Source organism: Streptomyces sp. NPDC091371 (assembly GCF_040684275.1).
Taxonomy (GTDB): Bacteria; Actinomycetota; Actinomycetes; order Streptomycetales; family Streptomycetaceae; genus Streptomyces.
Map to the genome: position 1 here is coordinate 109,185 of NZ_JBFBFP010000006.1, position 13,945 is coordinate 123,129.

The 13,945-nt window shown below is 73.7% G+C and carries 11 protein-coding genes; 10 read left to right on the plus strand and 1 reads right to left on the minus strand.

Annotated elements, in window-relative coordinates:
* Positions 1-50 precede the first annotated feature (50 nt).
* The 9 genes from AB0O21_RS10020 to AB0O21_RS10060 all read left to right on the plus strand — a co-directional run bounded on the left by AB0O21_RS10020 (position 51) and on the right by AB0O21_RS10060 (position 10,280).
* A complete protein-coding gene (locus AB0O21_RS10020) occupies positions 51-2,432 on the plus strand; it encodes a collagenase (RefSeq protein ID WP_365168556.1) in 2,382 nt (793 codons plus the stop codon).
* A gap of 72 nt (positions 2,433-2,504) precedes the next feature.
* Positions 2,505-3,644: an FAD-binding oxidoreductase gene (locus tag AB0O21_RS10025; RefSeq protein WP_365168558.1), complete on the plus strand. Its 1,140-nt coding sequence runs from the start codon at positions 2,505-2,507 to the stop codon at positions 3,642-3,644.
* A gap of 202 nt (positions 3,645-3,846) precedes the next feature.
* Complete coding sequence (locus tag AB0O21_RS10030; RefSeq protein ID WP_365168560.1) at positions 3,847-4,158, plus strand: (2Fe-2S)-binding protein; 312 nt, start codon at positions 3,847-3,849, stop codon at positions 4,156-4,158.
* On the plus strand, positions 4,139-5,524 hold the full coding sequence (locus tag AB0O21_RS10035; RefSeq protein ID WP_365168562.1) for an NAD(P)/FAD-dependent oxidoreductase: 1,386 nt from the start codon (positions 4,139-4,141) through the stop codon (positions 5,522-5,524). The genes AB0O21_RS10030 and AB0O21_RS10035 overlap by 20 nt, the downstream gene beginning before the upstream one ends.
* Positions 5,525-5,610: 86 nt before the next feature.
* Positions 5,611-6,534 carry a dihydrodipicolinate synthase family protein gene (locus tag AB0O21_RS10040; RefSeq protein WP_365168564.1) on the plus strand — a complete coding sequence of 308 codons (924 nt, stop codon included), beginning with the start codon at positions 5,611-5,613 and terminating at the stop codon, positions 6,532-6,534.
* Between the two features lie 18 nt (positions 6,535-6,552).
* Positions 6,553-7,557, plus strand: coding sequence for a proline racemase family protein (locus AB0O21_RS10045; protein WP_365168567.1), 1,005 nt, complete (start codon positions 6,553-6,555; stop codon positions 7,555-7,557).
* Complete coding sequence (locus AB0O21_RS10050) at positions 7,554-8,564, plus strand: proline racemase family protein (RefSeq protein ID WP_365168569.1); 1,011 nt, start codon at positions 7,554-7,556, stop codon at positions 8,562-8,564. The genes AB0O21_RS10045 and AB0O21_RS10050 overlap by 4 nt, the downstream gene beginning before the upstream one ends.
* A gap of 26 nt (positions 8,565-8,590) precedes the next feature.
* Complete coding sequence (locus AB0O21_RS10055) at positions 8,591-9,511, plus strand: NAD(P)-dependent oxidoreductase (protein ID WP_365168862.1); 921 nt, start codon at positions 8,591-8,593, stop codon at positions 9,509-9,511.
* Positions 9,512-9,566: 55 nt separating this feature from the next.
* Positions 9,567-10,280 (plus strand): GntR family transcriptional regulator, encoded by a 714-nt coding sequence (locus tag AB0O21_RS10060; protein ID WP_365168571.1) that lies wholly within the window; start codon positions 9,567-9,569, stop codon positions 10,278-10,280.
* Between the two features lie 15 nt (positions 10,281-10,295).
* Here the strand turns inward: AB0O21_RS10060 and AB0O21_RS10065 are convergent, their stop codons facing one another.
* Complete coding sequence (locus AB0O21_RS10065; protein WP_365168573.1) at positions 10,296-12,038, minus strand: AAA family ATPase; 1,743 nt, start codon at positions 12,036-12,038, stop codon at positions 10,296-10,298.
* A 149-nt stretch (positions 12,039-12,187) separates the two neighbouring features.
* Between AB0O21_RS10065 and AB0O21_RS10070 the strand changes: the two genes are divergently transcribed.
* Entirely contained in the window at positions 12,188-13,930 is a 1,743-nt protein-coding gene (locus AB0O21_RS10070; RefSeq protein WP_365168575.1) for an ABC transporter substrate-binding protein, read from the plus strand.
* The last annotated feature ends 15 nt before the right edge of the window (positions 13,931-13,945 follow it).

The window sequence follows — 13,945 nt, forward strand, 5'->3', positions numbered from 1 at the left end:
GCAGTTCACGCACCACCCCCCACTTCACCCCCTCCCACCAGGAGTCTTCGGTGTTCAAGCACAAAACCGTGCGTTCGACCCTTCTCGCCTCCGCCGTGACGGTCACCCTCCTCGCCTCCGCGGGCCAGGCCGTGACCCAGGCCGCGGACCGGGGATCCGCCTCCGCCGCGGGCAGTGCGGCCGCCGGCACCTTCTCCGCCGGGGCCCCGGCCGTGAACCCGTTCGACGAGGTCGACCGCTTCGCCGACGCGAAGGGCGACACCCCGGCGGACGCCCACGCCCCCGGCGGGCAGGACCTCCGCGGGAAGACCCCCGGAGCCGCGACGGCCGCCGCCGCGCCCTCCGAGCGCAGCGAGAAGAGCCGCAAGGCGACCGCGCAGTCGGCCCCGACCGCGCTGGGTGTCGCGGCGGGCGTGCCGTGCACCCTCGACGGGATCAGGAACCTCTCCCCGGAGCAGTTCGCCGACTTCCTCGCCGACCCGGCGGTCACCGCCGACGGCTGTCTGCGCGGCCTCATCTGGACCTGGGACGCCCGCCTCGCCCCGGTGATGTCGGACGCGCACGTCCAAGCCGTCTCCCGGCGGATATCCAGCCTGGCCGCCGCGCACGACGGCCGTAACTCCTCCCACCTGGAGGAGATGTTCACGTACCTGCACGCGGTCGCCTACCACGACTACTCGCGCACCGAGATCGACGTCACCGACGCCCCGACCGTGGACGCCATGCGCCGGGCCATCGCCGATTTCGGCAACGCCGCCCGCACCTTCGACGCGACCGCCTCCAACGCCCGCACCCTGCGCGAGGCCCTCTACGCCGGCAGCGCGCCCGGCCTGCGCCAGCACCAGCTCGGCCTCATCGCCAAGGTCCTGGCCACCATGGACCCGGCCCACCCCGCCACCCACCTCGACGCCGGCTGGGCGGGCGCCGCCCTCGCCGCCCTCTCCGTCAACTACCTCGGCGTCTACCCGGGCAACAACGACGCCGCCTTCCACTCCGCCGTGGCCGCCGACGCCTCCTACCGCGCCGGCTTCAAGGCCTTCGCGGGCTACACCCACCTCAAGGGCACCGGCAACGCCTGGGTGGCGCGCGACGCGCTGGGCGAGTACGGCCGCTTCGGCCAGGTCGCGGGTCTGGGGGACCAGGTCGTCGCCGACCTCGGCGCGATGCTGGAGCCCGTGAAGACGGGCCTGGGCACCGAGCCCTGGGCCAAGGTCGTCTCCTGGCTCAACTTCTACGAGGCGTGCAAGCCGTACGGGGTCTGCAAGGAGGACATAGAGAAGCAGATCTTCCCTTACGCCTACAGCTACGACAACGGAGCCATCAAGGTCCGCACCGGCCTCGACCGGGCCACCGTCGACCAGCTCTACTACGCGAGCAAGCAGGTCAAGGCGCAGTACCACCGCGTCCTCGGCACCGACCAGCCGCTCGCCGGCGACCCCAACGCCACGCTGAACATCGTGCTCTACGCCTCCCGCGCCGACTACGAGAACTACCACCCGATCCTGACGGGCTACGGCACCAACAACGGCGGCATCTACATCGAGAACGGCGCCACCTTCTACACCTACCAGCGCCGCGTCCCGCAGGACTCCTCGCTCACCCTCGAAGAGCTCTTCCGCCACGAGTACACGCACTACCTCAACGGCCGCTACGCCGTCCCCGGCTTCTTCGGCGAAGGTCCCTGGTACGAGGCCGACCGTACGACCGCCATGGACGAGGGCACCGCCGAGTTCTTCGACGGCGCCACCCGCGACAACGGCATCGCCGTCCGCAAGTCACTGGTGCGGAGCATCATCAACGACACGGCGGGCGGCGGCCCCCGCATGTCGGTGGAGCAGCTGCTCAACGCCACCTACGACGGTGACGGCTTCCGCTTCTACAGCTACGCCGGCACGTTCTTCGAATTCCTGTGGACCGAGAAGCCCTCGCTGCTGCGCGAGATGTACACCCACCTGCGGAACAACGACGTGGCGGCGTACGACGCCTGGCGCCACCGGATGGGCGCGGACACCTACCTCCAGCGCGACTACGACCGCTTCCTGGACGCGCAGATAGCCAAGGTCGACCAGCTCTACGTGCCGAACACCGCCTTCACCCCCAACGACCAGCTGCGCGACTCCGCGCTCGGATCCGTGAAGTCGGCCTTCGCCACGGCCACGTACAACACCCCGGACTGCGTGGAGAACGGGGAGCCCGGCAAGCGCCGCTTCACCTGTACCGGACGCATCACTGCGAACCTGTCGAACTGGCGCAGCGACGACCAGAACTTCAAGGACATGTCCGAGACGGTCGACTACTTCATCCTCGACCGGGCGGGGGCCGCCTCCAACAACCTCGCCGACATGAACTGCTCCTTCGGACCGCTGGAGATCTGGAGCAACAAGGTGGCGGGGACGTCGAGTTACAGCTGTGAGGGACCGCTCCGCAGCTGATCCGTACCGGACCGGTCCCGCACCCGCGGGACCGGTCTGGGCAGCCCCTAAAGAATGTGACATATTACTGCCGTGCTCAAGACACACTCCCTGGACGCCGTGATCATCGGCGCAGGCGTCGTCGGAGCGGCCTGCGCCTACTACGCGGCCCGCGCCGGACTCACCGTGGCCGTCGTCGACCGCGGCCCCGTGGCCGGCGGTACGACCGGCGCCGGCGAGGGCAACCTGCTGGTCTCCGACAAGGAGGCCGGCCCGGAGCTCGACCTGGCCCTGCTGTCCACCCGCCTCTGGCGCGAACTCGCGGCCACCCTCCCCCGGGAGATCGAGTACGAGTCCAAGGGCGGCCTCGTCGTCGCCTCGGCCCCGGCCGCGGTGGACGCCCTGCGCGACTTCGCCGAAGGGCAGCGCAAGGCCGGCGTCGAGGCCGTCGAGGTGGCGGCGGACGCCCTCCACGACCTGGAACCCCACCTCGCCCCCGGCCTGGCGGGCGGCTTCCACTACCCCCAGGACGCCCAGGTCCAGCCCGCCCAGGCGGCGGCGCGCCTGCTGGCCGCCTCCGGCGCGGAGGTCCACCTCGGCGAGGAGGTCACCGCGATCCTCCTCGACGCCACCGGCGCGGTACGGGGCATCCGCACCCCGCGCCGCGAACTCCTCGCCCCCGCCGTCGTCAACGCGGCCGGGACCTGGGGCGGCCGCATCGCCTCGCTCGCCGGGGTCGAGCTGCCCGTCCTCCCGCGCCGCGGTTTCGTCCTGGTCACCGAACCGCTGCCCCGGATCGTCCGCCACAAGGTCTACGCCGCCGACTACATCGCGGACGTGGCCAGCGGCTCCGCCGAACTCCAGTCCTCGGCGGTGGTGGAGGGCACCCCGGCGGGACCCGTACTGATCGGCGCCACCCGCGAACGCGTCGGCTTCGACCGCACCCTCTCCACCGAGGCCCTGCGCCGCCTGGCCTCCCAGGCCGCGGCCCTCTTTCCCGCCCTGTCCGACGTCCGGATCCTGCGCACCTACCACGGCTTCCGCCCCTACCTCCCCGACCACCTCCCGGCGATCGGCCCCGACCCCCGCCGCCCCGGGCTGCTGCACGCCTGCGGCCACGAGGGCGCGGGCATCGGGCTGGCGCCCGCGACGGGGGTGCTCATCGCGGCTGCCCTGGCGGGCGGCGAACCCGAGCTGCCGGCCGACCCCTTCCGCCCGGAGCGCTTCGCGTGACCCCGCCCCCGTGCGGGTCCCGCTGCGCGGAGCCGTTCCCCCACCCCGCCCCTTCCCGAAACCGGAGGCTCTGCCCCCGGCCCCCGCGCCGGCGCGGCCCAAAGACCCCGGGGCTCCGCCCCGGACCCCGCTCCTCAAACGCCGGAGGGGCTGGATTGTGCCCGGCCGGGACTGGAATGCTCACCCCGAGGAGGACCCCCTGATGCGCACCCCCCGCTCCCTGGTCGGCGGCAGCCCCTCCGCCACGTACACCATCGGCTTCGACGGCCGTGAACTGCCCGCGCAGGCGGGCCAGTCCATCGCCGCCGTGCTCTGGTCGGCAGGCATCCTCGCCTGGCGGACCACCCGGGAGACCGGCGCCCCGCGCGGAGCGTTCTGCGGGATCGGCAGCTGCTACGACTGCCTCGTCACCGTCAACGGCCGCCCGAACCAGCGCGCCTGCCTGGTCCCCGCCCGCGAGGGCGACGCCGTCACCACCCAGGAGGGAACCGGCCATGCAGACCTCGCCGTCTGACCTCGCGATCGTCGGGGCCGGCCCGGCCGGGCTCGCCGCCGCCGTCACCGCCGCAGAACTCGGCCTGCGCGTCACCCTGCTCGACGCGGGGGAGCTGCCCGGCGGCCAGTACTACCGCCACCCCGCGCCCGCCCTCGGCGCCGCCCGCCCCGAGGCCCTCCACCACGGCTGGGCCGCCTTCGCCCGCCGCGAAGCCGCCCTGCGCGACCACGTCTCGGCGGGCCGGATCACGTACCTCCCGTTCCATCACGTGTGGACCGTGGTTCCGGGCGGCGGCACCTGGACCCTGCACGCCGTGGCGGGACCCGACGAGCGCGCGGCAGGCGTACGGGCCGCTGCCGTGCTCCTCGCCACCGGGGCCCACGAGCGCCAACTCCCCTTCCCCGGCTGGACCCTCCCCGGGGTCGTCGGCGCCGGCGGGGCCCAGGCCATGCTCAAGGCCGGGCTCGTCCTCCCCGGCAAGCGGGTGGTCGTCGCCGGGAGCGGGCCGCTGCTGCTCGCCGTGGCCGGGTCGCTCTCCGCCGCCGGGGCCACCGTCCCCGCCGTGGTGGAGGCGGGCGCGTACACCGCGTACGCCGGCCACCTCCCCGCCCTGCTGCGCAACCCCGGCAAGCTGGTCGAGGCCGCCACGTTCGGCGGGTCCCTGGCCCGGCACCACGTGCGGCTGCTCACCCGGCACGCGGTGACCGAGGCGCACGGCACCGACCGGGTCGAGGCCGTCACCGTGGCCCGGCTCGACCGGGACTGGCGCCCGCTGCCCGGCACCGCCCGCCGGATCCCCTGCGACGCCCTTGCCGTGGGCCACGGGCTCGTCCCCCAGCTGGAACTCGCCACCGGCATCGGCTGCGCCACCCGCCGCAGCCCCGACGGCACGGTCGCCCTCGCCCTCGACGCCGAGGGCCGCACCTCCGTGCCCGGCATCCTCGCCGCAGGCGAGACCGGCGGCATCGGCGGGGCCCAACTCGCCCTGACCGAGGGGGAGATCGCCGCACACACGGCCGCCGGCCGGCCCGCCCCCGCCGCGCTCGCCCGCACCCGCGCCCGGCTGCGCGCCTTCGCCGACGCGATGGCCGCCGCCCACCGCCCGGGCGGGGCCTGGACGGGCTGGCTCCCCGACGACGCCCTCGTGTGCCGCTGCGAGGAGGTCCCGGCCGGCCGGATCCGCGAGGCCGCCGGCGACCTCGGCGCGCGGGACGCCCGTACGGTCAAACTCCTCACCCGGGCCGGCATGGGCTGGTGCCAGGGCCGGATGTGCGGGCCCGCCGTGGCCGCCCTCGCGGGGGAGGACCCCGCCCCAGACCGGCGCCCCTTCTCCTGCCCGGTCCCGCTGCGCCACCTCGCCGAACTTCCCCCCGCCGACGGCTGATCCGGGCCGATCCGCCTCCTCCCGGCCCTTGTGGCCGACTCACACCCACTAGTAAAATGTCACACACCACTCTAGGGAGCTCACCCATGACCCACGCGCACACCCCCGCGCCCATCCCGCCCCGCACCCGCCCCTGGCACGGCATCATGGTCGCCACCGCGCTGCCCCTGCGCGAGGACCTCGGCGTCGACTACGACGCCTACGCCGAACACGTGGCCTGGCTGATCGCCAACGGCTGCGACGGCGTGGTCCCCAACGGCTCCCTCGGCGAGTACCAGACCCTCACCGACGACGAGCGGGCGCGTGTCGTCCGTACCGCCGTCGAGGCCGCCGGCGACGGAGCCCGCGTCATGCCCGGCGTCGCCGCCTACGGCAGCGCCGAAGCCCGCCGCTGGGCCGACCAGGCCGCCGAGGCCGGAGCGGGCTCGGTCCTCCTCCTGCCGCCCAACGCCTTCCGGGCCGACGAGGCGACCGTGCGCGCCCACTACGCCGAGGTCGCCGCAGCCGGGCTGCCCGTCGTCGCGTACAACAACCCGTACGACACCAAGGTGGACCTGACCCCGGACCTGCTCGCCCGGCTGCACGCCGACGGATCCATCGTCGCCGTCAAGGAGTTCAGCGGCGACGTGCGCCGCGCCTACGAGATCGCCGAACTCGCCCCGGGCCTCGACCTGCTCATCGGCGCCGACGACGTCCTCCTCGAACTCGCCCTCGCCGGCGCGGTCGGCTGGATCGCCGGCTACCCCAACGCCCTCCCGCAGTCCTGCGCCACCCTCTACCGGGCCGCGGTCGCGGGCGACCTCGACACCGCCCTGCCGCTCTACAAGTCCCTGCACTCCCTGCTGCGCTGGGACTCCAAGACCGAGTTCGTCCAGGCCATCAAGCTCTCCATGGACCTGGCCGGACGGCCCGGCGGCGCCACCCGCCCGCCGCGCTTCCCGCTCACCGGCGAGATCGAGGCCGCCGTCCGCGCCGCCACCGAGAAGGCCCTCGCCGAGGGCCTCAACTAAGCAGACTGGGGGGAACCCATGCGCACGCGCCACATCTACCACGCGGTGGACTCGCACACCGAGGGCATGCCGACCCGGGTGATCACCGGGGGAGTCGGGGTCATCCCCGGCGCCACCATGGCCGAGAAGCGGCTCCACTTCATCGAGCACATGGACCACGTCCGGACCCTGCTCATGTACGAACCGCGCGGGCACTCCGCGATGAGCGGCGCCATCCTGCAGCCCCCCACCCGCCCCGACGCCGACTTCGGCGTCCTGTACATCGAGGTGTCGGGCCTGCTCCCCATGTGCGGGCACGGCACCATCGGGGTCGCCACCGTCCTGGTCGAGACCGGGATGGTGCCGGCCGTCGAGCCCGTCACCACCGTCCGGCTCGACACCCCGGCCGGACTGGTGAGCGTCGACGTCCGCGTCGAGGACGGGGCGGCCACCGCCGTCACCCTCACCAACGTCCCCTCCTTCAGCGCCGGACTCGACCTGAAGACCGAGGTCCCCGGTTTCGGCACGGTCACCTACGACCTGGCCTACGGCGGCAACTTCTACGCCTTCGTCGAACTCGACGCCCTGGGCCTGCCCTTCGACCGGTCCCGCAAGGACGACCTGATCGCCGCCGGCCTCGCGGTCATGGACGCGATCAACGCGGGCGACGACCGGCCCGTCCACCCCGAGAACCCCTCCATCGCCGGGGTCAAGCACGTCTACCTCGCCGCCCCCGGCTCCGACGCCCGCCGCTCCCGGCACGCCATGGCCATCCACCCCGGCTGGTTCGACCGCTCGCCCTGCGGCACGGGCACCAGCGCGCGCATGGCCCAGCTGCACGCCCGCGGCCTGCTCGGCCTCGGCACCGACTTCGTCAACGAGTCGTTCATCGGCACCGAGTTCACCGGCCGGCTCGTCGCCGAGACCACGGTCGGCGGGCGCCCCGCCGTCGTCCCCACCGTCACCGGCCGCGCCTGGATCACCGGCACCGCCCAGTACTTCCTCGACCCGACCGACCCCTTCCCCGGAGGCTTCCTCTTGTGAACACCGTCCGCACGGTGGACTACCACACCGCCGGCGAGCCGTTCCGCATCGTGCTGGAAGGCCTGCCACCCGTTCCCGGGGACACGGTCGCCGAGCGGTGCGCCACCGCCATCGGCCCCGGGGGTTCCGGGACCGCGCCGCGCCGGGGCGCGCTGGACGACGTACGGCGCCTGCTCGTGCAGGAGCCGCGCGGGCACGCCGGGATGTACGGCGGGTTCGTCGTCCCGGCCGACGACGACGGGGCCCACTTCGGGGTGCTGTTCTGGCACAAGGACGGCTACTCCACCGCGTGCGGCCACGGCACCATGGCCCTCGGGGCGTGGGCCGTGGACGCCGGCCTGGTCGCCGCCCCGGACCACGGGGACGTGCCCGTGCGCATCGACGTGCCGTCCGGCCGGGTCACCGCCACCGTGCACCGGGACGGCGGCCGCACCACCGGCGTCACCTTCCGCAACGTCCCCGCCAGGGTGGGCGCCCGCAAGGTGCCCGTCGCCACCACGCTCGGGATCGCGGAGGTGGACATCGCGCACGCCGGGGCCTGTTACGCGTCCGTCCGCGCCCGGGACCTCGGCCTGGACGTCACCCGGGCCGCGCTGCCCGACCTGGTGCGGGCCGGGGCGGAGATCCGGGCCGCGCTGGCCGGCCACCCCGCCACCTGGCACCCCGACGGCCCGCTGCTGTCCGGGGTCTACGGGGTGATCCTCCACGAGGAGCTGCCCGACACCCCCTTCGGGCCGCACCAGCGCAACGTCACCGTCTTCGCCGACGGGCAGATCGACCGCTCGCCCTGCGGCTCCGGCACCTCGACGCGTCTGGCGCTGCTCGCGGAGGACGGGCGGCTCGGCCCGGGCGAGGACCTGCTGCACGAGTCGGTGACGGGCACGGTGTTCACCGGGCGGGTGCTGGCCGGCGGTGTCACGGAGGTCACCGGCACCGCCTACCGCACCGGCGAGCACGCCTTCACGGTGGACCCGCACGACCCGCTCGGCACGGGGTTCCAGCTGTGAGCATCCCCCAGCTGAGCGCCGAGGCCATGGCCGCGCTGCTCACCCCGGCCGGGGCGGCCGACGCCCTGGCCGCGGCGCTGCTCGGCGGCCTCGACCCGGAGGGCTGCCCGCAGCGCAGCGCGCTCGCCGTACCGGGCGGGGGCGAACTGCTGCTGATGCCGGCCGCGTCCGCCTCGTACGCCGGGGTGAAGATCGCCGGGGTGGCGCCCGGCAACCCGGCCCGCGGGCTGCCCCGGATCACCGGTTCGTACCTGCTGCTGGACGGGCCGACCCTGCGCCCGCTCGCCCTGCTCGACGGCGCCGCCCTGACCGCCCTGCGCACCCCGGCCGTCTCCGCCCTGGCGCTGCGGCACCTGGCTCCGGCGGGGCGGCCGCTGCGGCTGGTGATCTTCGGCTCGGGACCGCAGGCGTACGGGCACCTGGAAGCGGTGCTCGCGGTGCGGGAGTTGGCGGAGGTGGTGGTGGTCGCGCGGAACCCCGAGCGGGCGGAGCGGCTCGCCGCGCACGCCCGTACCCTCGCTCCGGCCGCCCGTACCGGCACCGCGAAGGATGTGGCCGACGCCGATCTGGTCGTCTGCTGCACCACCGCCCGCGAACCGCTCTTCGACGGGAGCCTGGTCGCCCCGGGCGCCACCGTCGTCGCCGTCGGCTCGCACGAGCCGACGGCCCGGGAGACGGACACCGCCCTCGTGCGACGGGCGGCGGTGTACGTGGAGTCGCGCGCGGCGGCCCTGCGCGAGGCGGGGGACCTCCTGGTCCCGGAGGCGGAGGGGGCCATCGGGCCCGGCCACATCACCGGCACCCTCGCCGACCTGGTGGCCGGGCGGATGCCGCCCGGAGGGCCGCGGAGTTGTCCACAGCTCTTCAAGAGTGTGGGCATGGCCTGGGAGGATCTTGCCGTGGCGGTCGCGTTGTTCGAGGCCGCCGGGGCGAGCAGCGCAACGTGACATTGTACGCTGTTCCTCTGCCCATCGAGGGTGTCGGGCCATCGGAGGAAAAGCAATGGGTGACCTCAAGCAGCACAGTCTCATCAAGGCCCAGGAACGGCTGCGCGACCAGGTCGGCCACGCCCTCCGGGCGGCCCTGATAGCGGGCGAGCTGCGCCCCGGCAGCGTCTACTCCGCCCCCGGCCTCGCGGCCGAACTCGGCGTCTCGGCCACGCCCGTGCGCGAGGCGATGCTCGACCTGGCCCGCGAGGGCCTGGTGGAGCCCGTACGCAACAAGGGGTTCCGGATCACCGAGGTCAGCGAGCGCGACCTGGACCAGTACACCGAGCTGCGCACGATGATCGAGGTCCCCACCATCGGCCGGATCACGAAGATCGCCACGGCCGAGCAGCTGGAGGAGCTGCGCCCCATCGCCGAGGAGATCGTCAGCAGCGCGCGCGAGCACAACCTCATCGGCTACCTGGAGGCGGACCGCCGCTTCCACCTGACCCTGCTCGGCCTCGCGGGCAACGACCGCCTCGTGGAGACGGTCGGCGACCTGCGCAAGCGGTCCCGGCTGTACGGCCTGACCGGCCTGGACGAGGCAGGCAAGCTGGTCTCCTCGGCGGAGGAGCACATCGAGCTGCTCGACCTGATGATCAGCGGCAACGCCGAGGCCGCCGAGGAGTGCATGGCCCGCCACCTCGGCCACGTCCGCTCCCTCTGGGCCCAGGGCCGTGACGAGCCGGTGGGCCGCACCCCGGGCCGCCTCGGCTCGGGCCTCCAGTAGGGCCTGCCGCGGGTCTCAGGGTTGTCGGGCCCGGCCGCCGACGGGGGCCGGGTCCGCCTCGATGTGTTCGACGCGGACGGACTCCCAACGGCGGCCGTGGCTCTCGAACAGGGCCTGGTAGCGCTCCCGCGCGGACCGGTCCAGGAAGCCGTGGTCGAGGACGACGGGCTCCCCGTCATCCAACAGCTGCCCGAGTTCGCACCGCAACTCCCGCTCGACGTCGGCCCGCAGCCGGTCGTACGCCTCCGGCGCGAGCCCGGCCGGATCGCTCCCGAGCCGGTCCCGGACGTCCTCGTCGACGGACAGCCGGGTGTATCCGCGGCGCTCCAGGTCCCGCGCGCGGGCGTCCCTGCCCGACGCGGACGGCCCGCACAGCAGCACGACCTGCCCGCGCTCGGCGGCGCCGGCCCGGGCGGCCAGGTCGAGCAGCGCGCGCATCGCCGCCGCCGGCAGCTGGGGCGAGGCCGCGGCGGCCACGGCGACGGACTGCGAGCCGTCGCCGAGCAGGCGCAGCAGTGTGCCTGGCGCCGTCCGGGAGTCCTCGGCGAGGGCCCGCCGGACGGTGGAGTCCTCGTCCGCCGCCAGCCGGTCGAGCAGCGCGGCGGGCAACTCCGGGTCGCGCAGTGCCAGTACGCGCATGCGGGCGTCCGGGTCGGTGGCGAACCGCCGGAGCGTCTCGGGCGGGAAGGCGAAGTAGTCCGCGGGCCGGTCCCCGAACTTCGACCGCCGGTGGCGCCGTTCGATGTCCTCGGCCGTGGCGAGGTCCACGCCGGGCGTTCCGGCCAGGGCGATCATTCGGATCTGCTGGTCCTCGTCGGACAGCATCTCCCGCAGCAGCGCGGTCGGCAGCCGCTCGCTGCGGGCCGCCGCGCGCCGCAGGCCCGGATAGGGGGAGGCGGCGTGCGGGACGGGGTCGGCCGCGACCCAGGGGTAGCCCTCCCCGTCCAGGGAGATGAGGACGATTTCGCAGTACATGTCGTCCTCTTCCGCGCCCTCCCAGTCCTCGTCGGCCCGGCGGGCCCCGGCGGCCAGCCCCGCGTGGATCTCGTCCCTCAGCTCCGGCGGGGTGTCCCCGCGGGTGAAGACCTTCCCCCGCACGTGGGGGCTCGGGTCCCGGGCCAGCAGGTCCCGCAGTTCCGCCGGCAGGTCCGGGTGTACTGCGAGCTGCGCCCGCACCTCCTCGCCGGGATCGGCGGCCAGCGCGGCAGCGGTGTCCGGGTCCAGGCGGGCGAAGCGTACGACGCGCCTGCGCGTGGCCGGATCGGCCAGCAGGGCGGCGTGCAGGTCGTGCGGCGGCCGGTGCTTGCATGCGGCGGCGCGCACCTGCGGGTCGGCGTCGGTGAACAGCACCCGCAGGACGTCCTCGGGGAGCTCCGTCCCGCTGTTGGCGAGCGCCGCCCGCACCCGGGCGTCGGGATCGGCGGCGAACACCGCGTGCCGCCCGGTCCCGGCGCCCTCCACCCTCGCCCGCACGGCCCGCACGTCCGGGTCCGGGTCGGCGGCGAGCAGCTCGGCGAGCGCCGGGGGCAGCGACTCGGAGCGCGCGAGCGCCTCGCGCTCCCCGCGCGCCAGGAACTCCTCGCACAGTGCGGTGCTCGGCGCGACCCCCGCCCGCAGAGCCAGTCGCAGCGGGGCCATGCCGTAGGGCAGGAGCCGTACGGCGAGGTCGTCGGGGAGGGCCGGGTTGCGGCCGAGCCCTTCCAGCACCTCGGCCAGGTGGATGAGCTCGGGCATCTCGGGCGGCCGTATCGGATCCATGGCGGAAGCATAGGACGGCTCCAACATCCCACCGCCCGGAGCGATTTGGACACGGCTGGATAACGGGCCGCCCAACCTCTTGTCAGTGCAATTTCACATTACTATGTTACCGGTCACATCGTAGAGCGCGGCCCTTCACTGGAGTGACCATGACCAAGCGCACCCAACTCGCCCTCGCCACCGCCCTGGTGGCAGCACTCGCACTCGGCGCCTCGGGCTGCTCCGACACCAAGAAGGGCTCCGCGGGCGGGGGCGCCTCCAACCCCGCCGCCGCGAACGACGGCAAGATCCTCGGCGGCACCCCGGTCAAGGGCGGCACCCTCACCGTCCTGTCCAACCAGGACTTCTCCCACCTCGACCCGGCCCGCAACTGGACGATGCCGACGATGGACTTCGGCACCCGCCTCCTCTACCGCACGCTCGTCACCTTCAAGGCCGAGCCCGGCAAGGCCGGCAGCGAGCTGGTCCCCGACCTCGCCACCGACCTCGGGACCCCGTCCAACGGGGGCAAGACCTGGACCTTCACCCTCAAGGAGGGCGTGAAGTACGAGGACGGCTCGCCGATCAAGGCCCAGGACATCAAGTACAACGTCGAGCGCTCCTTCGCCCCCGACCTCACCGGCGGCCCCGACTACGCCGCCCAGTACCTGGCCGGTACCGAGGGCTACAAGGGCCCGCTCCAGGGGCAGCACCTCGACTCGGTGAAGACCCCCGACGACCGCACGATCGTCTTCGAACTCAAGCGCGCGGTCGCCGAGTTCTCCGCGACCGCCACCCTGCCGACCTTCGCGCCCGTACCGCAGTCCCAGGAGAAGGGCACCCAGTACGACTCCCGCCCGTTCTCCTCGGGCCCGTACAAGATCGAGTCGTACGACCGCGACAAGAAGCTGGTGCTCGTCCGCAACGAGCACTGGGACCCCAAGACCGACACCGTCCGCAAGGCCTACCCGGACAAGTTCGTGGTCGTCATGGGCCTCAAGGGCGGCCAGATCGACGACCGGATCATCGCGGGCGAGGGCGCTGACGCCTCCGCCGTCGAGTACCAGGACATGCGGCCCGAGAGCGCCCCGAAGGTGCTGCCCAAGGAGGACGTCAAGGCGCGCCTGCTCGCCGAGTCCCAGGGCTGCACCGAGATGCTCCACCTGAACAACTCCCGCGCCCCCTTCAACGACCCCAAGGTCCGCGAGGCCATGCAGTACGCCCTCGACAAGGAGGCCGTGGTCACCGCGGGCGGCGGCCCGGCCCTCAACGAGGTCGCCACCGCCTACCTGCCCCCGGCGCTCTCCGGCGGCAAGCAGGCCGACACCCTGAAGATCCCCCCGGCCGGCGACCCGGCCAAGGCCAAGGAACTCCTCAAGGCCGCGGGCAAGGAGACCCTCAAGGTCTCCCTCGCCGTCTCCACCGGCGACAAGGGCAAGGCCGAGGCGATCCAGCAGGGCCTGTCCCGCGTCGGCATCGAGGTCGTCGTCGACACCGTCGACCCGGGCGCCTACTACGACGTCATCGGCGACCTCTCCACCACCCCCGACATGACGCTCACCGGCTGGTGCCCCGACTACCCCTCCGGCTCCACCTGGATCCCGTTCGTCTTCGACGGACGCACCATCAAGGACAAGGGCAACCAGGGCAACTACGCCCAGTTCCGCGACGACGCCGTCATGAAGCGGATCGACGAGATCAACGCCATGGCCGACGCCAAGCAGGCCAACCAGGCCTGGATCGACCTCGACGCCGAGATCATGAAGAAGTCCCCCTCGATCCCGGTCCTGCTGGAGCGCAAGCCGCTGCTCATCGGGCCCAACATCGCGGGCGCCTTCGGCCACCCCGTGTGGACCGGCACCATCGACTACGCGACGGTCGGCCTCAAGGACCCCTCGAAGAGCCAGGGCTGAGGAATCCGGAGCCCC